This is a genomic window from Streptomyces sp. NPDC007896, assembly GCF_042959425.1.
In the GTDB taxonomy this organism is placed as follows: Bacteria; Actinomycetota; Actinomycetes; order Streptomycetales; family Streptomycetaceae; genus Streptomyces.
Genome location: NZ_JBIBKX010000010.1, coordinates 295,835 through 318,864 on the forward strand (window position 1 = coordinate 295,835; position 23,030 = coordinate 318,864).

Below are 23,030 nucleotides of genomic sequence, written 5' to 3' on the forward strand. Positions count from 1 at the left end.
CCGAAGACACCCCGACATGGAGACGGGCCGGGAAGCCCGCTCGGGGGTCAGGCTTCCCGGCCCGGGTTCGAAAGGGCTGATCAGCCCATGTGCGGGTACGTGTAGTCGGTCGGCGGGACCAGCGTCTCCTTGATGGCGCGGGTCAGCGTCCAGCGCATCAGGTTCTGCGGGGCGCCCGCCTTGTCGTTGGTGCCGGAGGCGCGGCCGCCGCCGAAGGGCTGCTGGCCGACGACGGCGCCGGTCGACTTGTCGTTGATGTAGAAGTTGCCCGCGGCGTAGCGGAGCTTCTCCATCGTGTAAGCCGCCGCCGCACGGTCGCCCGAGACGACCGAGCCGGTCAGCGCGTAGTCGGACGCCGACTCCATCTGCGTCAGCATCTCGTCGTAGCTCTCGGCCGAGCTGTCGTCGTACACGTGCACGGCGAGGAACGGGCCGAAGTACTCCGTCTTGAAGACCTCGTTCTCCGGGTCCGAGCACTCCACGACGGTCGGACGCACGAAGTAGCCGACCGCGTCGTCGTACGAGCCGCCCGCGACGATCGTGCAGGTCGGGTCGGCCTTCGCCCGGTCGATCGCCGCCTTGTTCTTGGCGAACGCGCGCTCGTCGATGACCGCGCCGACGAAGTTCGCGAGGTCGGTGACGTCACCCATGGTCAGGTAGTCGACCTCGGCCGCGAACTCCTCCTTGAACCCGGAGTTCCAGATGGACGCCGGGATGTACGCGCGGGAGGTGGCCGAGCACTTCTGGCCCTGGTACTCGAAGGCACCGCGGGTCAGGGCGGTCTTCAGGACCGCGCGGTCGGCGCTGGGGTGGGCGACCAGGAAGTCCTTGCCGCCGGTCTCGCCGACCAGGCGCGGGTACGAGCGGTACTTCTCGATGTTGTTGCCGACCGTCTTCCACAGGTACTGGAAGGTCTTGGTCGACCCGGTGAAGTGGATGCCCGCGAGGTCTCGGTGCTCCAGGGCGACCTTGGAGACCTCGATGCCGTCTCCGGTGACGAGGTTGATGACGCCCTTGGGGAGACCGGCCTCCTCCAGGAGCCGCATGAGCAGCACGGCGGCGTGGGTCTGCGTCGGGGACGGCTTCCAGACCACGACGTTGCCCATCAGCGCGGGCGCGGTCGGCAGGTTGCCCGCGATCGCCGAGAAGTTGAACGGCGTGATCGCGTAGACGAAGCCCTCGAGCGGGCGGTGGTCGAGGCGGTTCCAGACGCCCGGGGAGTTCGCCGGGGGCTGCTCGGCGAGGATCTGGCGGGCGTAGGCAACGTTGAAGCGCCAGAAGTCGACGAGCTCGCAGGGGCAGTCGATCTCGGCCTGCTGAGCGGTCTTCGACTGGCCGAGCATGGTGGAGGCGGCCAGCGTCTCGCGCCAGGGGCCTGCCAGCAGCTCGGCGGCGCGCAGGATGATCGCGGCGCGGTCGTCGAAGGACATCGCGCGCCAGGCCGGCGCGGCGGCGAGGGCCGCGTCGATGGCGTCCTGCGCGTCCTGCTGGGTGGCGTGCGCGCCGGTGCCGATGACGGCCTTGTGGTTGTGCGGCTGCACGACCTCGAAGCGCTCACCGCCGCCGAGCCGCTTCTCGCCGCCGATGGTCATCGGCAGCTCGATCGGGTTCTCCGCCAGTTCCTTGAGCTTGGCCTCCAGGCGGGCGCGCTCGGGCGAACCCGGGGCGTAGCCGTGCACCGGCTCGTTGACGGGGGTGGGGACCTGGGTCACAGCGTCCATGGTGTCCGTAACTCCTTTATGAGCGGGTGGTTCGGGCTCGGCCCGTGGATCAGCCCTTGGTCAGAATCGAGCGGGCGAAGAAGAGGAGGTTGGCCGGCTTCTCGGCCAGGCGGCGCATGAAGTAGCCGTACCAGTCGGTGCCGTACGCGGTGTACACCCGCATGCGGTGGCCCTCGGCGGCGAGCCGCAGGTGCTCCTCGCTCCGGATGCCGTACAGCATCTGGAACTCGTACTCGTCCAGCTTGCGCCCGGCCTTGCGCGCCAGCTCCTGGGCGATGGAGATGAGGCGCGGGTCGTGGGACCCGATCATCGGGTACCCCTCGCCCTCCATCAGGACGCGCAGGACGCGGACGTACGCCTTGTCGGTCTCGGCCTTGTCCTGGTACGCGACCTCGGCGGGCTCCTTGTAGGCGCCCTTCACCAGGCGGACGCGGCTGCCGCTCGCGGCGAGGCGGCGGGCGTCGGCCTCGGTGCGGTACAGGTAGGCCTGGATGACGCAGCCGGTCCGGGGGAAGTCCTTCCGCAGCTCCTCGTGGATGGCGAACATCGAGTCGAGGGTGGTGTGGTCCTCGGCGTCCAGGGTGACGGTGGTGCCGATGGCGGCGGCGGCCTCGACGACGGGGCGCACGTTGGCGAGGGCCAGCTCGTGGCCGCCCTCCAGCGCCTGTCCGAACATCGACAGCTTGATCGACATCTCGGCCTTGGTGCCGAGGTCCAGCTCCTTCAGGTGCTCGATGAGCTCCAGGTACGCGTCCCGGGCGGCGAAGGCCTGCTCGCGGGTGGTGATGTCCTCACCGACGACGTCGAGGGTGACTTCCAGGCCCTTGGCGACGGCGTCCTGGACGACCGGAACGACCTGGTCGACGCTCTCACCGGCGATGAAGCGGGCGACCACCTGCTTGGTGCCGGGGGCCGCCGACACGAAGCGGCGCATCCGGTCGCTGCGCGACGCGGCGAGAATCACGGGACCCAGCACGGGGCACCTCCACAACAAGGCGAGCAGAAGGCCGTATCCCGACCATTCGGGTACGGCACGGAGAACCACCGTGAAACCTAAGGATCCCTCCGATCCTGAGCCATCGACAGCTGTCACGCATCCGTGCCCTGGATCTCAGACAGATGTATGAAGGGCTGCGGAATTGCGGGAGAATGCCCGGGTGAGCGACGAACACAGGGATCACAGAGAGCACCGGGACCACCGGGAGCACCGAGATCACCGTGGCGACCACGGCGGCTATCAGGAGCTGGTCGACGAGATCTCGGCGCTCCTCGGCGTGCCCGCGACGCTGGAGAACCGGGACTTCGAGCTGATCGCCTTCGGCGCCTACGACAGCGAGGGCGAGCTCGACCCGTCGGCCCTGGACCCCGTGCGGACCCGCTCGATCCTCACCCGTCGCTCCACGACGGCGGTCCGTACCTGGTTCGAGGGCTTCGGCATCACGCGCGCGACGGCCCCCGTGCACATCCCGCCCACCCCGGAGGCGGGCGTGTACCGGGGCCGGATCTGTCTGCCGGTACGCCATCGGGGTGTCGTCCTCGGCTACGTCTGGCTGCTGGAGGACGACCCCGGGCCGTCCGAGGCGCAGCTCTCCGCGGCGATGGAGGTCGCCGCCCGCATCGGCGACCTGCTCGCGGACGAGGCGCAGGCGGGCGCGGACCTCACCCGCGAGCTGCGCGCGGTCCTCACCGCCGAGCGCGGCTGGCAGCGGGACATGGCGGTGGCCGAACTGCGCACCGCCCTCGGCCCGCGCGGCGACGGCCTGCACGCGGTGGTGTGCGTCGCCCCCTGGCCCTCCGCCGACCCGGACGACGCCCCTTCGGTCCGTACGGTGCCGGGCGCGACCGCGCTGTGCACGGTGCCGTGGGGGGCCACCGGCCAGAGCCTGGCCCTCCTCGTACGGCTGCGCTCGGCGGACGTACTGACTCCGGCACTCACGGCGGCGACACGCTTCGTACGGGAGGCGGACGGGGAGCGCGGGGGCGGCGGGCAGGGGGCGGGGGCCGGAACAGCCAAGGCTGCCGGGACCGCCGGGACGACCGTGGCCGCCGGAGTCGCCGGGGCCCGGGTGGGCCTCGCCGAGCTGGGGGCCGCCTGGCAGGAGGCGTCCGCCGCCGCCCGCGCCGTCCTCGCGGAGCCCCGCCTCGGCCCGGTCGCCGAGTGGGCCTCCATCGGCCCGTACCGCCTCCTCACGGCGCTCCCCCCGGAGGCGGCCCACGATCCCACCGTCCGCACCCTCCTCTCCCCCGCGCACCGTGAACTCGCCCGCACCGCCGAGGTGTTCCTCGACTGCGCGGGCCAGGCGGGGCGCACGGCGGCGGAGTTGGGCATCCACCGGCAGACCCTCTACTACCGCCTGTCCCGCGTCGAGCAGCTGACCGGCCTCGACCTGGACGACGGCGAGGACCGCCTGCTGCTGCACATGGCGTTGAAGGGGGCGCGACTGTAATGCCTGCGCGCGGCGATCAGCCGTAGGGTGTGCCGTCGAAACGTGCGCCGCGGGCTCGGGCGACGGTGCGCCGCGCAGGGAGTAGGGGGACCCGACATGCCCACATCTCAGCAGAAGTTGACCATCAGTCAGGTGGAGGCGCGTCGGCTCGCGCTGACGCGGCAGTGGCTCGGCGGGGTACGTCCGTCGGGTGACGGGGAGGGGCTGCGGGCCGTTCTGCGGTCGTTGCGCTATCTGCAGTTGGACCCCATCAGTGTCGTGGCGCCCAGTCATGAGCTCGTGGTGTGGAGCCGCCTCGGGGCGGGGGCCGGTGCGCATCTCGGCGCGTTGTGGTGGGGGGAGCGATGGCTGTTCGAGTACTGGGCGCACGCCGCGGCCCTGGTGCTCACCGAGGACTATCCGATCCACCGGGTGTCGATGGACGGCTATCCCCCGAAGAACCTGTCGTTGACCAAGGTGTGGATGGAGGCCAACGAAGGGCTCCTGGAGCACATCCTCACCCGGCTCGCCGAAGGCACCCCGCTGTCCACCGACGCCTTCGAGGACCGCTCGGTCATGGAGTGGCCCTCCAGCGGCTGGACCGCGGGCCGCAACGTCGAGCGGATGCTGACCTTCCTGTGGCTTCAGGGCCGGATCATGGTCGCGGGGCGCGAGGCGGGCCGGCGGTTGTGGGGCCTCCCCGACGCCTGTCTGCCACCCGGCACCGACCGGGTCGCGTTGTCGGCGCGGGAGATGGTGACCACGGCCGCGGAGCACACCCTGCGCGCCCTCGGCGTCGCCCGTCCCCTGGACATCAAGCAGTACTTCCTGCGAGGCAAGTACGACGGCCTGGCCGAGGTGCTGCGCACCCTCACGCAGGAGGGTCGCGTCATACCCGTACGGGTGGAGGGGGCCACCTCGGCCACCGAGACGTGGTACGTGCACGTCGACGCCATGGCCGAGCTGGAGGCGATCCGCGCCGGTGACTGGCACGGGCGCACCGCGCTGCTCTCCCCCTTCGACAACCTCGTGGGCGACCGCCGCCTGACCGAACGCCTGTGGGGCTTCGCCTTCCGCAACGAGATGTACGTGCCCAAGGCCAAACGGGAGTACGGCTACTACCTGCTGCCGATCCTGCACGAAGACCGCCTGGTCGGCCGTGTCTCGCCCCGTCGTGACCGGAACCGGGGCACCCTGCTGGTCGAGGGCCTCTACCTGGAGCCCGACGTCAGACCGACGGTGGCCCTGCGCAAGGCCGTCACCGGACAACTCGCCGACCTGGCAACCCTCGTGGGAGCGACCGACGTCGAGTACGGCGAGACGGTACCCGAACCCTGGCGCGAGGCCCTGCGCCGGTCCTAGCCCGCCACGACCCGTCCGGGCCGACAGGGCCGACAGGGCCGGGCGAGCAGGTCGCCGATCGTCGCGATGCCTTCCGCGATCGCGCGTTCCCCCACGTCACCGAAGCCCAGGACGAGTCGGGGCGGCGCCGTCGCCCGGTTCGAGCGGCAGGCGCTCATCCCGTACAGGCCGACGGACCGTGCGCGCGCCCCGTCGATGACGGCCCGTTCGGCGGCCGCGTCCGTTCCGGGCAGGTGCGCGACGGCGTGGAACCCGGCCGCGAGACCCGTCAGCCGGACCTCCGGGGCGTGTGCGGCGAGGGCCGTGACCAGGGCCGTACGCCGGGCCGCGTACGTCGTGCGCATGCGCCGCAGATGGCGGTCGTAGCGGCCGGACTCGACGAGGCGGGCGAGGGCGAGCTGGTCGAGGGTCGGAGAACCGCGGTCGGTGCGCAGCTTGGCCGCCGCGATCGGGGCGGCGAGCCCGGGCGGGCAGAGCAGCCAGCCGATGCGCAGCGCCGGAGCGAGGGACTTGCTGACGGTGCCGATGGAGACGACCCGGTCGGCGGCCAGTCCGTGCAGGGCGCCGACGGGCTCACGGTCGTAGCGGAACTCCGCGTCGTAGTCGTCCTCGACGACGTACGCGTCCTGCCGCGTCGCCCACTCGATCAACGCGAGCCGGCGTTCGGGCGCGAGGACGACGCCGGTGGGCCACTGGTGCGCGGGGGTGACGACGACGGCCCGTGCCCCGGTCGCCTCCAGTGCCCGTACGTCGATGCCCCGCTCGTCGACCGGGACGGGCACCGCCGTCAGACCCGCCGCGGCCGCGGCCGCCGTCACCGTGACGGGGGCGCCCGGGTCCTCGTACGCCACGACGCGCACCCCCGCCCCGGCCAGGCTCTCCAGCGTGAGGCCGAGGCCCTGCGCGTAACCGGAGCAGACGACGATCCGCTCGGGGTCGGCCGCGGCGGCACGTACCCGGCGCAGATATCCGGCGACGACCTCGCGCAGCACGCGGCTCCCGCGCGGATCCCCGTAGTCGAGGTCCGCGGTCGGCAGGGCGCGGCCCGCCTCGCGCAGCGCCCAGAGCCAGTCGGAGAGCGGAAAGCCGGTCAGGTCCGGCACGCCGTGCCGGAAGTCGGCGATCAGCCGCTCGGACGCGCTCCGGTTCGGCGCGGGCGCGGGCGGTACGTGGGCGCACGCCGCGACCCGGGTGGCCGAGCCGACGCGGGTCACGAGATAGCCCTCGGACTGGAGTTGGGCGTAGCAGTCCTGGACGAGACCCCTCGACAACCCCATTTCGCGGGCGAGTTCACGCGAGGAGGGCAGCCGCTCGCCGACGCCGAGACGTCCCGTGCGGATCGCGTCCCGCAGCTGCCGTTCGAGCTGGGCGCGCAACTGCTCACCGCTCTCCCGGTCGACGGACAGGAGCAGTTCGGGTGACAGACCGGCCCACTGCGGCGGCATGGAATTGGAGCTTACCGGGGGTCCGCCCGCTGCCTAACGTCGTTCCCATGACACCGACCACGCCCCGCAACTCCGCGACGGCTTCGAGGCCCCCTCTGCTCACCCGCCCCCTGCTGCTCCGTTTCGTGAGCATGGTCGGCGCCTCGGTGAGCTTCTTCCTGCTCCTGTCGGTGGTGCCCCGTTACGCGACGGCGTCGGGTGCGGGCCTCGCCACCGGCGCCCTGATGCTCTCCACGGTCCTGGGCGAACTGGCCGCTCCCCGCCTCGTCGCCCGCTACGGCTACCGGGTCGCGCTGATCGCCGGGCTCACCCTGCTCGGCGCTCCCGCGCTGGTCCTGACCGCCTCCGACGGCATGGCGTGGATCGTGACGGTCTGTCTCGTCCGCGGCCTCGGCTTCGCACTCACGCTCGTCGCGGGCGGCGCGCTCACCGCGTCGCTCATTCCGGCCGAGCGGCGCGGGGAGGGTCTCGCGCTGGTGGGCCTGGTCTCCGGAGTGCCGTCGCTGATCGCGCTGCCGCTGGGCGTGTGGCTCGCCGGGCACGCCGGGTACGGGCCGGTCGCCGTGGCCGCGGGCGTGGCGGCGCTGGCCGCGATCGTCGCCGTACCGGGCCTGCCGGACCGGGAGCGAACGTCCGGGAAACCGGTGGGGGTGCTGGCCGGGCTGCGCACCGGCGGTCTGATGCGGCCCGGGGCCGTCTTCGCGACCACCGCCCTCGCCGCCGGGATCGTCGTCACCTTCCTGCCGCTGGCGGTCCCGGCCGCGTACGACACGGTCGTCGCCGTGGCCCTCTTCGTGCAGCCGGCCGCGTCGACCGCGGCCCGTTGGACGGCGGGCCGGTACGGCGACCGGCACGGGCCCGCGCGACTCGTCGTGCCCGGCCTTGTCCTCTCGGCCGGGGGCCTGTCGATCACGGCGGTGACCGGCAGTCCCGTCGCGGTCCTCGCCGGGGTCGCGGTCTTCGGCACCGGTTTCGGCATCACCCAGAACGCCACGCTGACCCTGATGTACGCGCGGGTACCGGCCTCCGGATACGGCACCGTCACCGCGCTGTGGAACATCGCGTACGACGGTGGCATGGGCGTCGGCGCGGCGGGGTTCGGCGTGCTGGCCGGGGTGACGGGGTATCCGTCGGCCTTCGCCGTCACCGCCGTACTGATGCTGGTGGCGCTGGTCCCGGCGTACCGCGATGCCCGAGCCGATCGCGGGTCCGGCACCACGCCGACCGGAGTCGTGGCCGGGTGACGCTTCTCAGTCCCGCGCCCTGGTCGCGCCCTCGATCACCCGTCGCAGCCCCTCCGTGAGGTCGTCCGCCGTGGAGGCGCTCGCCGGATCGAAGAGCCACTGCACCATCAGACCGTTGAGCAGCGCCTGGTAGAAGCCGCCGAGGGACTGGACGGTGCGCTCGTCGAGCGTCTCCTCGTCCAGGCCCGTGAGCATCGCGACGAGCCCGGACCGGCCCTCGATCTGCGCCTTCGCCATGAGGTCCCGCAACTGCGGCACCCGCTCCCCCTGCGTCACGATCTCCATGCTGGCCGCCCACACGGGCTTGAAGTCCTCGAAGGACTCCAGCATCCGCGCCCACACGTCGTGGAACCGCTCCACGGAACCCCCGGGCGCGCCCTCGTGCTCCTGGTGAGGGGCGAACTTCTCGCCCCACTCCTGCACCAGCTCCACGAAGGCCTGCGTGAGCAGCGCGTCCTTCGACCCGTAGTGGTAGCCGATGGACGCCAGGTTCGTCCCGGACTCCTTCACGATGTCGCGCGCCGTGGTGCGCACGAACCCCTTCTCCAGCAGGCAGCGCTTGGCGCCTTCGAGCAGATCCTCACGGTGTCCCATGCCGATCAGCGTACCCCCGATACAGACAACCGTCCCAGACGCTCGTTTTAAACAACCGTACTAGACAAGCGTTTAAGACGTCCGTACAGTCCCTGTCATGACGAACTCGAAGCACTCGACGAGCACCACCCCCGCACCCGGCGGAGGCCTCGCCGGCCGCCGCGAATGGACCGCCCTCGGCGTTCTGATGCTTCCGCTGCTCCTGGTCTCGATGGACGTCTCGGTCCTCTACTTCGCGATCCCCGCGATCAGCGCGGACCTGGAGCCGAGCGGCACCCAGCAGCTGTGGATCTTCGACATCTACGCGTTCGTGCTCGCCGGACTGCTGATGACGATGGGCTCGCTCGGCGACCGCATAGGCCGCCGCAAGCTCCTCCTCTTCGGCGCCGCCGCCTTCGGCACGGCCTCGGTCATGGCCGCCTACGCCGACAGCGCCGAGATGCTGATCGCGGCCCGCGCGGTACTCGGCATCGGTGGCGCCACCCTCATGCCGTCGACGATGGCGATCATCCGCACGATGTTCACCGACCCCGGCCAGCGCGCGAAGGCGATCGGTCTGTGGTCCGGCGTCATGACCGGCGGTATCGCGCTCGGTTCGGTGATGAGCGGTGTCCTCGTCGAGTACTTCTGGTGGGGCTCGGTCTTCCTCGTCAACCTGCCCGCGATGGTGCTGCTGCTGGTCCTCGGCCCGGTCCTGCTTCCCGAGTCCAGGAACCCGGAAGCGGGCCGTTTCGACCTGCTCAGCGTGCCGCTGTCGATGGCCGCCGTGCTGCCCGTCATCTACGGCGTGAAGGAAATCCCGTCCGAGGGCTGGAAGTTCGAGTACGGCGCCTCGATCGTCGTCGGTCTCGTCTTCGCCGCGCTCTTCGTCCAGCGGCAGCGCACCGCCAAGTCTCCGCTGATCTCCCCCGAGTTGTTCCGGGGCCGGGGCTTCGCGCCCGCCGTCGTGCTCAACCTGGTCTCCGCGTTCGGGATGATGGGTTCGGCGTACTTCACCACCCAGTACCTGCAGTCGGTCCTCGGCAAGAGCTCCATGGAGGCCGCCCTGTGGTCGCTGCTGCCGACGGTCCTGGTCGGGGTCGCCGCGCCGGTCGCCGCGCAGCTGGTGCAGAAGGGCGTCCACCGCGCCCACGTCGTCTCCGGCGGCTTCGTCCTCGCCGCGTGCGGCTACGGTCAGCTGGCCCTCGCCGGGACCGACTCTCTGTGGCTGGTCCTCGCCGGTGCCGGTGTCCTCGCCTCGGGGATCGTCACCGTGATGTCGCAGATGATGGATCTGGCACTGGGCACCGTCCCCGTCGGCAACGCGGGCGCGGCGTCCTCGCTGCTGGAGACGGGTGCCGAGTTCGGCGGGGCGCTCGGTATGGCGGTCCTCGGCTCCATCGGTACGGCCGTCTACCGCCACGAGATCCCGTCCGGCGCCCCGGCTCCGGCCCAGGAGACCCTCGGCGGCGCGCTGGCGGTCGCCCACCAGTTGCCGGGTGACGCGGGGGACGCGCTGGTGCGGGTCGCGCGGGAGGCGTTCACCAGTGGGATGCAGGCGGCGGCGATCGCGGGGGCGGTGCTGTTGTTGGGGGCGGCGGTGTTGGCGTCTGCGACGTTGCGGCGAGTGCCGGTGCGGGAGGTCGGGGCCGAGGCCCCCCACTCCGAACAGGCTCCCGCCTGACACCGCCCCCACCCCCGCACGCAGCCCCTGGCCCTCACCAGGGGCTGCGCCCGTGGACCCCGGCCTTGCCCTCCACCGCGGGCCGGTGGGGGCTGATCGCGCAGTTCCCCGCGCCCCTCAGACGGGCCTACGCCCCAAAACCCCACCCACCCGAAGTGTTTTGCCTGCGGGCCGGTGGGGGCTGATCGCGCAGTTCCCCGCGCCCCTAAAAGCCCCGGCCCGCACCATCCAGCCCGTCCGGCGTTCGAGGACGAGGCCGTTCAGGCCGATGCCCCACCCACCCCCAGGTCCACCCCACCCACCCCGGCCCGTATCACTCAGCCCGTCCGGCGTTTGAGGACGAGGCCGTTCAGGCCGATGCGGGGGTCCAGGGGGCGTAGCGCCCCTGGTGGGGTCGAAGGGGCGGAGTCCCTGGGGGATGGGACGGGTAGGGGCGGCGGGGGCGAGGACAAAGGGGCGGGGCCGTGTCGGTGGGGCGTGTCAGGATGGGCGGCGTGGCACAGACATTCGGTACGCCGTTCATCGGCCGTGACGGCGAACTCGCCCGGCTCACCGGCGTGCTGGACCGCGCCCGCGACGGCACCCCCCGCGCCGTCGTGCTCTCCGGAGACGCCGGCGTCGGCAAGACCCGCGTCCTGACGGAGGCCGCCACACACGCCACGCGCACCGGCATGACGGTACTCACCGGCCACTGCGTGGACCTCGGCGACGTGGGCCTGCCCTATCTGCCGTTCACGGAGATCCTCGGCGTGCTCGGCGGGGACGAGCGGTTCGCCGCCGCCCTCGCGGCGCACCCGGCGGTCGACCGCCTGCTGGGCGCCGGCAGCGGGACGGACACGGACACCGGCAGCCGGCTGCGGCTCTTCGAGGGCATGGCCGGCCTGCTGGCGGACGCCGCCGACATCGCCCCCCTCCTCCTGGTCCTCGAAGACCTCCACTGGGCGGACCAGTCATCGAGGGACCTCCTGCGCTTCCTCCTCAGCCGGGGCGTCCTGCAGAACCCGACCCCCGGCTCCCCCGCCCACCGCCTCGCCCTCTTCGCCTCGTACCGCGCGGACGACCTGCACCGCCGCCACCCCCTGCGCCCCCTGCTCGCCGAGCTGGCCCGCCTGCCCTCCGTGGACCGACTCGAACTGCGCCCGATGGCCGACGCCGAAGTGGCCCGCCTGGTGCGCGCCCTGCGGACGGACGCCCTCTCCGACACCACCGTCCGCCGCATCGTCGACCGCGCCGAGGGCAACGCCTTCTACGCGGAGGAGCTGCTCGCCGCGCTGCCGGGCGACCTCGACCCGGCGGCGCCCGCCATGCCGAGCGGCCTCGCCGACCTCCTCCTCATCCGGATCGAGCAACTCTCCGACACCGCCCAGCAGGTGCTGCGCACGGCCGCGGTCGCCGGGCGGCGCGTCGAGCACGACCTGCTGCGTGACGCCGTACAACTGCCCGAGGACGAATTGGAGTCGGCGCTGCGGGAGGCCGTAGGACGGCAGCTGCTGGTCCCCGGCGACGACGCCACGTACTCCTTCCGGCACGCCCTCGCCCGTGAGGCCGTCTACGCCGATCTGCTGCCCGGCGAGCGGGTCCGGCTGCACGGCGCGTTCGCCAAACTCCTCGCCGGGCGCGGTCACACGGCACAGAGCGCGGCCGAGCGCGCCCACCACTCGCGGGAGAGCCACGATCTCGCGGACGCGCTGACCGCCTCGCTGGAAGCCGCCGACCACGCCCAGCGGGTCGGCGCGCCCGCCGAGGAGCTGCGCCACGTGGAGGCCGCGCTCGAACTGTGGCCCGCGGTGGACCCCGGCGCCCGCCCCCGGGACGGCGACCCGGTCACGCTCACCCTGCGCGCCTCCGCTGCCGCCGCGCACGCCGGGGAGACCCACCGGGCGGTCTCCCTCACCCGCGCCGCACTCGCCAGGGCGGGGTCGGACGCGGACTCGGAGCTCGCCGCCCGCGTCCGCTACACCCTCGCGGGCAATCTGATGCGCGTCGACAGTCTGAAGGCCGCCTTCACCTACAGCAGCGAGGCACTGGCCATGATCCCGGCCGAGCCCCCGTCGCACACCTGGGTGTGGGCGGCGGCCACCCATGTCATGGCCGCGCGGTACATGGGCCACGACGAGGACGCCGAGCGCGTCGCCCGGCAGGCGCTGCGCACCGCGAAGGAGCTCCGACTCACCGACGCCCAGGCCGACTTGATCATCTCCCTGGTCGGTCTTGAAGACCACAACCGGCGTACGGCCGAGGGCCGGGAGCGGCTTCGGCAGGCCCGTGACCTGGCCCGGCGCGCAGGCAATGTCTCCGTCGAGATGCGCGCGCTGTTCAACCTCGCCATCGGGGCCTACGAGTCCGGGGCCCTGGACGAGTGCCTGACCTGGCTCGCCCAGGGACTCGAGCGGGCGAACCGCTCCGGCCTCGTCTCCTCCCCGTACGCGCTGGAGCTGCGCTACCTCCAGTCCCTGATCCTCTACACCCTGGGCCGCTGGGACGAGTGCGCGCGGGCGGCCGCCGTCGACGCCGAACGGCTGCCACCGGCGGGCGGCTTCGCCGTCGGGCCCGCGTTGTACGTGGCCCTGGCGCGCGGCCAGGAGGGGCCCGCCGAGCGGGCCCGCGCGCTGCTCGACGGGCCGTTCGACTGGATGGCCACGCTCGTCGCGGGCATCGTGCTGACCGACGCCGCCGCCCTGCACGGCGACCCCGAGGGTGCCGTCGCCTCCGTGCGTTCGACGCTCGCGGCGCTCAGCGACAGCTCCGGCAACGAGCGGCCCGACATCGGTGTGCGGCTCGCGGCGCTGGCTCTGGCGGCGGTCGCGGACGCCGCCGTCGAACTGCGTCTGACCGGCGACGAAGCGGGCGCCCGACGCTGGACGGACATCGCGACCGAGCTGGTGGAGGTGGCCCGGAGTACGGCCGCCAAAGGGGAGGACGGGTCGCGCCAGGGACCGGAGGGGCTTGCCTGGCTCGCCCGCGCCGAGGCGGAGTGGCTGCGCGCACACTCGGGTCCCGATGTGGCCGCCTGGGAGAAGGCGGTCGCCGCGTTCGACTACGGCGATCCCTATGAACTGGCCCGCTGCGAAAGGCGGCTGGCCGAGGCGCTGCTCGTGGCGGACCGTCGGGAGGAGGCGGCCGAGCGGGCCCGCGCGGCGCGCGACACCGCCGTCCGGCTCGGCGCCGTACCGCTGCGCGAGGAGCTGGACACCCTGATCCGGCGCGGTCGTCTCGCCGACTCACCGTCCGCCGCGGACCGTGTCCCGGCGCTGACCGCCCGCGAGAGCGATGTCCTGAGGCTGCTGGCGCGTGGCCGCACCAACCGTCAGATCGGCGAGGAGCTGTTCATCACGGGGAAGACGGCGAGCGTGCACGTCTCCAACATCCTCGCCAAGCTGGGCGCCGCGGGCCGCACCGAGGCCGTGGCCATCGCCTACCGGGAGGGGCTGGTCGAGCCACCCCGGAACCCTCGCGCATGACCGACCCCCGCGCATGACCGGGGCCCGGTCACCCCAGGTGACCGGGCCCCAGCCCGCGTACTGCGAAGGTCAGACGAGGTTCACCGAACGCGCCGAGGTGGCGCCGATCTCCTCGGCCACCTCGCTCAGCACGTTCTGCGGGACCGTGTCGTCGACCGTGAGGACCGCGAGGGCCTCGCCGCCCGCGGCGGCACGCGCGACCTGCATGCCGGCGATGTTGATGCCCGCCTCGCCGAGGATGCGGCCGACGGTGCCGACGACACCGGGACGGTCCTCGTAGCTCAGCACGACCATGTGCTCGGCGAGCGCGAGGTCCACGTCGTACTCACCGACGGCGACGATCTTCTGCAGGTGCTTGGGGCCCGCCAGCGTGCCGGAGACCGAGACCTCCTGGCCGTCGCCGAGCGTGCCGCGCACGGTGACCACGTTGCGGTGGTCGGGGGACTCCGAGCTCGTGGTCAGACGGACCTCGACGCCGCGCTCCTGCGCGAACAGCGGGGCGTTGACGTACGACACCGTCTCGTCGACGACGTCCTCGAACACGCCCTTGAGCGCGGAGAGTTCGAGCACCTTGACATCGTGCTGGGTGATCTCGCCGTACACCTCGACGTCGAGGCGGACCGCGACCTCGCCCGCGAGGGCGGTGAAGATGCGGCCGAGCTTCTCGGCGAGCGGCAGACCGGGCTTGACGTCCTCGGCGATGACACCGCCCTGCACGTTCACCGCGTCCGGGACGAGCTCACCGGCGAGGGCGAGGCGCACCGAGCGGGCGACGGAGACACCGGCCTTCTCCTGCGCCTCGTCCGTGGAGGCGCCGAGGTGCGGGGTGCAGACGACCTGGTCGAGCTCGAAGAGCGGGGAGTCCGTGCAGGGCTCCTTCGCGTACACGTCGAGGCCGGCGCCGGCGACGCGGCCCTCCTTGAGTGCCGAGAACAGCGCCTCCTCGTCGACGATCCCGCCGCGCGCGGCGTTGACGATCCGCACCGACGGCTTGACCTTGTGCAGCGCCTCGTCGCCGATGAGACCGATCGTCTCGGGGGTCTTGGGCAGGTGCACGGTGATGAAGTCCGAGACCTCGAGCAGCTCGTCGAGGGAGAGGACCTTGACGCCCATCTGCGCGGCCCGGGCAGGCTGGACGTAGGGGTCGTAGGCGACGACCTTCATACCGAACGCGGACATGCGCTGGGCGACCAGCGCGCCGATGCGGCCGAGGCCGACGACACCGAGGGTCTTCTCGGCGAGCTCGACGCCGGTGTACTTCGAGCGCTTCCACTCGCCGTTCTTCAGCGCGGAGTTGGCCTGCGGAATGTGACGCGCGGTGGCGAGCAGGAGGCCACAGGCCAGCTCGGCCGCGGTCACGATGTTCGAGGTGGGGGCGTTGACGACCATCACGCCGGCCTTGGTGGCGGCGGAGACGTCGACGTTGTCCAGGCCGACGCCGGCTCGTGCGACGACCTTGAGCTTCTTCGCGGCGGCAACGGCCTCCGCGTCGACTTTGGTGGCCGAACGGATCAGGATCGCGTCGACGTCGGCGATCGCGGGCAGCAGCTCGGCGCGGTCCGCGCCGTTCGCGTGCCGGATCTCGAAGTCCGGGCCCAGGGCGTCGACGGTCGCGGGCGACAGCTCTTCAGCGATGAGTACGACAGGTTTCGAGCTCACGTGAGTCCTCACAAGTCCAATGCGGACGGCCGTCCCGACGGCCGCATGCGGTGGAGGGTTGCTAGCCGCGTGGAAGACGCACGACGCTGTGGGCCTGACGCGTATGTTGTGCAGCAGTGTAGTGCCGCTACGGGGGCCTTCTTGCGCCTCCGTGGAAGGATCACCCGTCCGTGGCTGGACGGGGTGGACAACGTCGCGCTCACGGGCGTTACCCAGGGTTGACCGAAGGGGCCGGAGCGGATGCTCCGGCCCCTTCGGCCGTACGGCTTACGCCTCGTCGTTGACCCACGACATGAGCTTGCGGAGCTCCTTGCCGGTGGTCTCCAGGAGGCTCTTCTCGTCCTGCGTCTTGTACTCGTTGTACTTCTTCAGGCCGGAGTGGTACTCCTCCATCCAGTTCTTGGCGAAGGTGCCGTCCTGGATCTCCGCGAGGACCTTCTTCATCTCGGCCTTGGTGGCGTCCGTGATGATCCGCGGGCCGGTGACGTAGTCGCCCCACTCGGCGGTCTCGGAGACCGACCAGCGCATCTTCTCCAGGCCGCCCTCGTACATGAGGTCGACGATGAGCTTCAGCTCGTGGAGGCACTCGAAGTACGCGATCTCCGGCTGGTAGCCGGCCTCGGTCAGCGTCTCGAAGCCCGCCTTGACCAGCGCCGCGGTGCCACCGCAGAGAACGGCCTGCTCACCGAACAGGTCGGTCTCGGTCTCCTCCGTGAAGGTCGTCTTGATGACGCCCGCGCGGGTGCCGCCGATGCCCTTGGCGTAGGAGAGGGCGAGCGGGAAGGCGCTGCCCGTGGAGTCCTGCTCGACGGCCGCGATGCAGGGAACGCCGCGACCCTCCTCGTACTGGCGGCGCACCAGGTGGCCCGGGCCCTTGGGGGCGACCATGCACACGTCGATGCCGGCCGGGGGCTTGATGAAGCCGAAGCGGATGTTCAGACCGTGGCCGAAGAACAGCGCGTCGCCGTCCTTCAGGTTGTCCTTGATGGACTCCTCGTAGACCTGGGCCTGGATCGGGTCCGGCACCAGGATCATGATGACGTCGGCCTCGGCCGCGGCCTCCGACGGCGTCACCACGCGCAGGCCCTGCTCCTCGGCCTTGGCCTTGGACTTGGAGCCCTCGTGCAGACCGACGCGGACGTCCACACCCGAGTCGCGCAGCGACAGCGCGTGGGCGTGGCCCTGGCTGCCGTAGCCGATGACCGCGACCTTGCGGCCCTGGATGATGGACAGGTCGGCGTCGTCGTCGTAGAACAGCTCGGCCACTGGGGTTCTCCTTGGTGTGCGGTGTTGCGTCCCACCGTACGGCGGGCGGGGGAAGGGAAGATTTCCGGTCTCGGTATACGGGCGGTCGGCGATGACCGACCGCCCCTACCAAGGATCAGGCTGATCGGTCGAGCGCGCGCAGCGAGCGGTCCGTGATCGAACGCGCCCCGCGTCCGATCGCGATCGTGCCGGACTGGACGAGCTCCTTGATGCCGAACGGCTCCAGCATCTTGAGCATGGCCTCCAGCTTGTCGCTGCCGCCGGTGGCCTCGATGGTGACGGCCTCCGGAGAGACGTCCACGGTCTTGGCGCGGAACAGCTGAACGATCTCGACGATCTGGGAGCGCGTCTCGTTGTCCGCGCGCACCTTCACCAGAACGAGTTCGCGCTGCACGGCCGAGCCGGGTTCCAGCTCGACGATCTTCAGCACGTTGACGAGCTTGTTGAGCTGCTTGGTGACCTGTTCGAGTGGCAGCGCCTCGATCACGTTCACCACGATGGTGATGCGCGAGATGTCGGGGTGCTCGGTGACGCCGACGGCGAGCGAGTCGATGTTGAAGCCGCGGCGGGAGAACAGGGCGGTGATCCGGGCGAGGACACCCGGCTTGTTCTCGACGAGGACGGAGAGGGTGTGCTTGGTGCTCATGGTGGTGGACTCGGCTCTCTCTCGGTCTCAGTCGTCTTCGTTGTCGCCGAAGTCGGGGCGGACGTCCCGGGCGGCCATGATCTCGTCGTTCGAGGTGCCGGCGGCGACCATCGGCCACACCATGGCGTCCTCGTGCACGATGAAGTCGACCACGACGGGGCGGTCGTTGATCGAGTTCGCCTCCGCGATGACCTTGTCGAGGTCCTCGGGGGACTCGCAGCGGATCGCGTAGCAGCCCATGGCCTCCGACAGCTTGACGAAGTCGGGGACGCGGGTGCCGGCGCTCGGCTGCTTGCCGTCCGCGTCCGGGCCGGAGTGCAGCACGGTGTTGGAGTAGCGCTGGTTGTAGAAGAGGGTCTGCCACTGGCGGACCATCCCGAGGGCGCCGTTGTTGATGATGGCGACCTTGATCGGGATGTTGTTCAGGGCGCAGGTGGTGAGCTCCTGATTGGTCATCTGGAAGCAGCCGTCACCGTCGATCGCCCAGACCGTCCTGCCCGGCTGACCGGCCTTGGCGCCCATCGCGGCCGGAACCGCGTAGCCCATCGTTCCGGCGCCGCCGGAGTTCAGCCAGGTCGCGGGCTGCTCGTACTGGACGTAGTGCGCGGCCCACATCTGGTGCTGGCCGACGCCCGCCGCGAAGATGGTGCCCTCAGGGGCGAGCTGTCCGATGCGCTCGATGACCTGCTGCGGCGCCAGGGAGCCGTTGTCCGGCTGCTCGTAGCCCAGCGGGTACGTCTCGCGCCAGCGGTTGAGGTCCTTCCACCAGGCGGTGTAGTCGCCTGCGTGACCCTCGCTGTGCTCCTTCTGCACGGCCTGGACCAGGTCGGCGATGACCTCGCGGGCGTCACCGACGATCGGCACGTCCGCGGCGCGGTTCTTGCCGATCTCGGCCGGGTCGATGTCGGCGTGGACGATCTTGGCGTACGGGGCGAAGCTGTCCAGCTTGCCGGTGACGCGGTCGTCGAAGCGGGCTCCGAGGGCGACGATCAGGTCGGCCTTCTGCAGCGCGGTGACGGCGGTGACCGCACCGTGCATGCCCGGCATTCCCACGTGCAGCGGGTGGCTGTCGGGGAATGCGCCGAGCGCCATCAGGGTGGTGGTGACGGGCGCTCCGGTGAGTTCTGCGAGGACCTTCAGCTCGGCGGTGGCCTTGGCCTTGAGGACGCCGCCGCCGACGTAGAGGACGGGCCGCTTGGCCTGGGTGATCAGCTTGGCGGCCTCGCGGATCTGCTTGGCGTGCGGCTTGGTCACCGGGCGGTAGCCGGGCAGGTCCTGGGTGGGCGGCCACTGGAAGGTGGTCTGCGCCTGGAGGGCGTCCTTGGCGATGTCGACGAGGACGGGGCCCGGGCGGCCGGTGGAGGCGATGTGGAAGGCCTCCGCGATCGTCCTCGGGATGTCCTCGGCCTTGGTCACCAGGAAGTTGTGCTTGGTGATCGGCATGGTGATGCCGACGATGTCCGCCTCCTGGAAGGCGTCCGTGCCGATCGCCTTGGACGCGACCTGCCCGGTGATCGCCACGAGCGGCACCGAGTCCATGTGCGCGTCCGCGATCGGCGTGACCAGGTTGGTGGCACCCGGGCCGCTGGTCGCCATGCAGACGCCGACCTTGCCGGTGGCCTGCGCGTAACCGGTGGCCGCGTGACCTGCGCCCTGCTCGTGCCGCACGAGCACGTGCCGCACACGCCTGGAGTCCATCAGCGGGTCGTACGCCGGAAGGATCGCGCCGCCGGGAATGCCGAATACCGTCTCGGCCCCGACCTCCTCAAGCGAGCGGATGAGGGACTGCGCTCCCGTGACGTGCTCGGGGGCGGACTGCTGTCCTCCGGAACGGGGCCGCGGCTGCGGGTGATGGGCCCCGGTGGCCTGCTCGGTCATCGGCATTCTCTTCTCGATGCTGAGGGTTTTTGCGAGTTTTGTGCGGTGTACGACTGGTGCCTGTGCAACAAAAAACCCCTCGTGCCGTGAGGCAAGCGAGGGGAGCGCGCCGGGTGCGGTCGCTGGGTGTTCCGGGTCCGTCCGGTGGCCACCAGCTTCAGCCGACGCGCTTTCCAAGTACGAGAATTCGGGTGCGCATGGCATTGACCCTCCCCCCGGCACGCACCGACTGTCAAGTGGGTGGGACGGGAGTCTCATTATGTGAGCGGAGGGCCGCACCACCCCCGAGAACCGCGGGCACACCACTCGTATACACCCCCGCGCCGCCGCCCGCGAACGCGGGCTCGGCCGGGCCGTGCGGCACCGGGTAGTGGCCACAGGACAGCGCTCTGCGCAGCCGGTACTCGTCGAGCGGCCCGGAGAAGGCCATGCCCTGTCCGTGCGTGCAGCCCATCGCGCGCAGGGCGACGACCTGCTCGGGCAGGTCCACACCGTCGGCCACGGACTGCAGCCCCAGGTCGGTGGCGATCCGCAGCAGCCCGCTGGTGATCTTGTGCAGCCTGGCGGACTCGACGACACCCTCGACGAGACCCCGGTCGAGCTTCAGCACGTCGACGGGCAGCCTCCTGAGCGTCGTGATGGCCGCGTAGCCACTGCCGAATCCGTCCAGGGCGACCCGGACGCCGAGCCGCCGCAGCGCGTTCAGCCGCCGCTCCAGCTCGTCCAGGGAGACCCGGGGGTCGGTGTCGGCCAGCTCGACGATCAGGGAGCCGGAGGCGAGCCCGTGCCGGGTCAGCAGAGCCTCCACGGAGCCGAGAGGCATCGAGCGGTCCAGCAGACGCCGCGCGCTCATCCGCACGGCGACGGGCACCGTGACACCCGCGGCGGCCCGCTCGGCGGCCTGCTCGACCGCCTCCTCGAGCATCCAGCGGCCCAGCTCGGCGGTCTTGTCGCTGTCCTCGGCGACGCGCAGGAACTCCGCCGGCGTGAAGAGCACCCCTTGGGAGGAGCGCCAGCGGGCCTGGGCGGTGACCGTCACGATCCGGCCGTTCCCGAGGCAGACCACGGGCTGGTGGAGCAGCGCGAACTCGCCGTCCTGGAGGGCGGAGCGCAGCCGGGTGGCCAGCTCCGCCTTCCGTACGACGTCCTGCTGCATCTGGGGCGCGTACAGCTCGACGCGTCCCTTTCCGGCCGCCTTGGCCCGGTACATGGCGAGGTCGGCGTTGCGCAGCAACTCGCCCGCCCCCAGTCCGGGCTCTGCGAAGCCGACGCCGATGGAGGCGGCGACCCGGACATCGTTGCCGTCGATGGCGTACGGCTGGGAGAGCTTGATCCGCAGCCGGTCGGCGAGCTCCAGGATCTGTTGCTCGCGCGCGCTCAGGTCACGGCTGCCGTCGCCGACGATGAGCGCCGCGAACTCGTCGCCGCCGAGGCGGGCGGCGGTGTCGCCCTGCCGCACCGAGTCCTGGAGTCTGCGGGCGGCCTGGACGAGGAGCTCGTCGCCTGCCTGGTGCCCGATCGTGTCGTTGACGGCCTTGAAGCCGTCGAGGTCGATGAAGAGGACGGCCGTGCCGCGCAGTGCGGCGCCGCGGTCGGTGGAGCGGCGGCCGGACAGCGCCTGCTGGACGCGCCGGGTGAACAGCGCGCGGTTGGGCAGGTCGGTGAGCGGATCGTGTTCGGCGTTGTGCTGGAGCTGCGCCTGGAGCCGGACCCGCTCGGTCACGTCACGGCTGTTGAAGATGAGGCCGCCGTGGTGTCGGTTGACGGTGGACTCCACATTGAGCCAGCCGCCGTCGCCGGACTTGAAGCGGCACTCGATGCGGGTGGTGGGCTCCTCCAGGTGGCTGGCGGCCAGGAAGCGGCGCACCTCGTGCACCACACAGCCGAGGTCCTCGGGGTGGATGAGGGAGGCGAGCTCGGAGCCGACGAGCTCCTCGGCGTTGCGGCCGTAGACCCCGGCGGCGGCCGGGCTGACGTACCGCAGGATGCCGTTCGGTGCGGCGATCATGATGACGTCGCTGGAGCCCTGCACCAGGGAGCGGAAGTGGTTCTCCTGCTGGGCCAGCTCCTGGGTGAGGGTGATGTTGTCGAGCAGCATGATGCCCTGGCGCACCACTAGGGCGAGTACGACGAGCCCGGCGGTGATGAGCACGACGCGGTCGACGCTGCGGCCGTTCAGGACGTTGTAGAGAATGCCCAGCGTGCACACGGCGGCGGCCAGGTAGGGCGTGAGCGCGGCCAGTGATCCGGCGATCGGGCGGGTGGTCGGGTACCGGTTGTGGCCTGCGCCCTGAGGCCCCTGAGGCTCTTGAGATCCCTCAGACCCCTGAGACCCCTGAGACCCCTGAGATCCCTGAGGCTCTTGAGATCCCTGAGGCTCTTGAGATCCCTGAGTTCCCTGGTGGGTGATCCCGGGTCCGCTCTGGCGGGGCCTGGGGTTGTGCTCGTGCACCACGCGTGCGTGCCCGTCCCTACGGGGCTCGTCCGCGCTGTGACCGTCGGCGGTCGACTGCCCGAGCCGGGGACCGACCCACGGGGCGTACGCGAGGAGCAGTGACCCGGCGAACCAGCCCGCGTCGAGGAGCTGCCCGGAGTGGTAGCTGTTGTGCAGGAGGGGCGAGGTGAACAGGGCGTCGCACATCACGGTCAGGGCGAGCGCGCCGATCGCGGTGTTCACCGCCGAGCGGTTCACCGACGAGCGCCTGAAGTGCAGCGCGAGCACCATGCTGACCAGGGCGATGTCCAGCAGCGGGTACGCCAGCGAGAGCGCGGTGTGCGCGACGCTCGGCCCGTCGAACTTCGCCGCCTGGGCGAGCGCGAGGCTCCAGGACAGCGTGAGCAGGGAACCGCCGATCAGCCAGGAGTCGAGCGCCAGGCAGACCCAACCCGCCTTGGTCACAGGCCTCTTGGCTAGCACGAGCAGTCCTACGATGGCGGGCGGAGCGAAACAGAGGAAGAAGAGATCGGCGTAGCTGGGACTCGGGACCTGGCGGTCGAGGACGACCTCGTACCAACCCCAGACTCCGTTGCCCAGCGCGGCCATGGTGGAGGAGAGCGCGAACAGCAGCCACGCGGGTCGAAAGCGGCTGCGGCGGCTGCGGGCGTAGAGGAAGCAGGAGACCGCGGCGGTGCCCGCGGCGGCGCTCAGCCCGAAGTCGCCCATGAACAGCGCTAGGGTCACGGAGCCCCAGCCGAGCGCGGAACCGAAGGCGTATCCCGCGCACACCAGGGCCAGCACGAGTTGCGAAATCAGGCCCGTCCCACCGCCGTGCGAGGGCCGCCGGGACGGCAGCGCCCCGGGGGAGCTCACCGGGCCCACCCGGTCCGCGCGGGGTCCCGCCGGCCCGTGTGCGCTGGGTGCGCATGCCTTCTGCGGCCGCTGTGCCCGCGGTGGTGATGGCCACCGTGACCACCATGGCCGCCGTGGCCGCGTCTGCGCGTGGCCGCGCGCCAGGGTCGTCGGCGGCCCCGCCGCGTCGGATCGTTGGTCCATAGGCCGTGCATCGCCCGTCGCCCCCCTCGCAGTCCGAATGTCCATCCCCGGCGCCGAACGGTGCGCGGCGCAGCCCCTGTCGGGACGATACACCAGTCTCGTCACTCAGGGACATAGTTCCTCTACGCTCCGTGACGATCAGCGGCCGCGCGGACACCGCCCGCATTCGCAG

General features: G+C 71.4%; 14 protein-coding genes. 5 read left to right on the plus strand and 9 right to left on the minus strand.

The window, feature by feature from the left end; translation table 11 throughout:
• Window positions 1–80 precede the first annotated feature (80 nt).
• Window positions 81–1,721, minus strand: a complete 1,641-nt coding sequence (gene pruA / locus ACFZDJ_RS30980) for an L-glutamate gamma-semialdehyde dehydrogenase (protein ID WP_390933650.1) — start codon at window positions 1,719–1,721, stop codon at window positions 81–83.
• Between the two features lie 49 nt (window positions 1,722–1,770).
• Window positions 1,771–2,697, minus strand: coding sequence for a proline dehydrogenase family protein (locus tag ACFZDJ_RS30985; protein WP_054234566.1), 927 nt, complete (start codon window positions 2,695–2,697; stop codon window positions 1,771–1,773).
• Between the two features lie 163 nt (window positions 2,698–2,860).
• On the opposite strand from ACFZDJ_RS30985, the gene ACFZDJ_RS30990 reads away from it, so the two are divergent.
• Entirely contained in the window at window positions 2,861–4,168 is a 1,308-nt protein-coding gene (locus ACFZDJ_RS30990; RefSeq protein ID WP_391063724.1) for a helix-turn-helix domain-containing protein, read from the plus strand.
• A gap of 96 nt (window positions 4,169–4,264) precedes the next feature.
• Window positions 4,265–5,509: a DNA glycosylase AlkZ-like family protein gene (locus ACFZDJ_RS30995; protein WP_391063727.1), complete on the plus strand. Its 1,245-nt coding sequence runs from the start codon at window positions 4,265–4,267 to the stop codon at window positions 5,507–5,509.
• Here the strand turns inward: ACFZDJ_RS30995 and ACFZDJ_RS31000 are convergent.
• Window positions 5,506–6,954: an aminotransferase class I/II-fold pyridoxal phosphate-dependent enzyme gene (locus tag ACFZDJ_RS31000; RefSeq protein ID WP_391063730.1), complete on the minus strand. Its 1,449-nt coding sequence runs from the start codon at window positions 6,952–6,954 to the stop codon at window positions 5,506–5,508. The two genes, ACFZDJ_RS30995 and ACFZDJ_RS31000, sit on opposite strands and share 4 nt — an antisense overlap.
• A 47-nt stretch (window positions 6,955–7,001) precedes the next feature.
• On the opposite strand from ACFZDJ_RS31000, the gene ACFZDJ_RS31005 reads away from it, so the two are divergent.
• A complete protein-coding gene (locus ACFZDJ_RS31005) occupies window positions 7,002–8,198 on the plus strand; it encodes an MFS transporter (protein ID WP_391063732.1) in 1,197 nt (398 codons plus the stop codon).
• A 6-nt stretch (window positions 8,199–8,204) separates the two neighbouring features.
• Here ACFZDJ_RS31005 and ACFZDJ_RS31010 read toward each other — a convergent pair whose 3' ends face one another.
• A complete protein-coding gene (locus ACFZDJ_RS31010; protein WP_384911722.1) occupies window positions 8,205–8,792 on the minus strand; it encodes a TetR/AcrR family transcriptional regulator in 588 nt (195 codons plus the stop codon).
• A 97-nt stretch (window positions 8,793–8,889) separates the two neighbouring features.
• On the opposite strand from ACFZDJ_RS31010, the gene ACFZDJ_RS31015 reads away from it, so the two are divergent.
• Entirely contained in the window at window positions 8,890–10,455 is a 1,566-nt protein-coding gene (locus tag ACFZDJ_RS31015) for an MFS transporter (RefSeq protein ID WP_391063734.1), read from the plus strand.
• 494 nt (window positions 10,456–10,949) lie between these two features.
• Window positions 10,950–13,916, plus strand: a complete 2,967-nt coding sequence (locus ACFZDJ_RS31020) for an AAA family ATPase (RefSeq protein WP_391063737.1) — start codon at window positions 10,950–10,952, stop codon at window positions 13,914–13,916.
• Between the two features lie 69 nt (window positions 13,917–13,985).
• On the opposite strand, the gene serA is transcribed toward ACFZDJ_RS31020, so the two are convergent.
• The 5 genes from serA to ACFZDJ_RS31045 form a co-directional block, all read right to left on the minus strand.
• Window positions 13,986–15,575, minus strand: coding sequence for a phosphoglycerate dehydrogenase (gene serA / locus ACFZDJ_RS31025; RefSeq protein WP_391063740.1), 1,590 nt, complete (start codon window positions 15,573–15,575; stop codon window positions 13,986–13,988).
• 267 nt (window positions 15,576–15,842) lie between these two features.
• A complete protein-coding gene (gene ilvC / locus ACFZDJ_RS31030) occupies window positions 15,843–16,841 on the minus strand; it encodes a ketol-acid reductoisomerase (RefSeq protein WP_168511445.1) in 999 nt (332 codons plus the stop codon).
• 115 nt (window positions 16,842–16,956) lie between these two features.
• The gene (gene ilvN / locus ACFZDJ_RS31035; RefSeq protein ID WP_054234575.1) at window positions 16,957–17,487 is read right to left on the minus strand and encodes an acetolactate synthase small subunit; all 531 of its coding nucleotides are present in this window, start codon (window positions 17,485–17,487) and stop codon (window positions 16,957–16,959) included.
• A 27-nt stretch (window positions 17,488–17,514) separates the two neighbouring features.
• Window positions 17,515–19,371, minus strand: a complete 1,857-nt coding sequence (locus tag ACFZDJ_RS31040) for an acetolactate synthase large subunit (RefSeq protein ID WP_390933656.1) — start codon at window positions 19,369–19,371, stop codon at window positions 17,515–17,517.
• A gap of 226 nt (window positions 19,372–19,597) precedes the next feature.
• Window positions 19,598–22,858: an EAL domain-containing protein gene (locus tag ACFZDJ_RS31045; RefSeq protein WP_391063743.1), complete on the minus strand. Its 3,261-nt coding sequence runs from the start codon at window positions 22,856–22,858 to the stop codon at window positions 19,598–19,600.
• Between the last annotated feature and the right edge of the window lie 172 nt (window positions 22,859–23,030).

Coding starts and splice junctions, on each gene's coding strand:
- ACFZDJ_RS31000 (WP_391063730.1), bottom strand. CDS start 6,954: ATGCCGCCGCAGTGGGCCGGTCTGTCACCCGAACTGCTCCTGTCCGTC.
- ACFZDJ_RS31045 (WP_391063743.1), bottom strand. CDS start 22,858: ATGGACCAACGATCCGACGCGGCGGGGCCGCCGACGACCCTGGCGCGC.
- ACFZDJ_RS31040 (WP_390933656.1), bottom strand. CDS start 19,371: ATGCCGATGACCGAGCAGGCCACCGGGGCCCATCACCCGCAGCCGCGG.
- ilvN (WP_054234575.1), bottom strand. CDS start 17,487: ATGAGCACCAAGCACACCCTCTCCGTCCTCGTCGAGAACAAGCCGGGT.
- ACFZDJ_RS31010 (WP_384911722.1), bottom strand. CDS start 8,792: ATGGGACACCGTGAGGATCTGCTCGAAGGCGCCAAGCGCTGCCTGCTG.
- ACFZDJ_RS31015 (WP_391063734.1), top strand. CDS start 8,890: ATGACGAACTCGAAGCACTCGACGAGCACCACCCCCGCACCCGGCGGA.
- ACFZDJ_RS31005 (WP_391063732.1), top strand. CDS start 7,002: ATGACACCGACCACGCCCCGCAACTCCGCGACGGCTTCGAGGCCCCCT.
- pruA (WP_390933650.1), bottom strand. CDS start 1,721: ATGGACGCTGTGACCCAGGTCCCCACCCCCGTCAACGAGCCGGTGCAC.
- ACFZDJ_RS30995 (WP_391063727.1), top strand. CDS start 4,265: ATGCCCACATCTCAGCAGAAGTTGACCATCAGTCAGGTGGAGGCGCGT.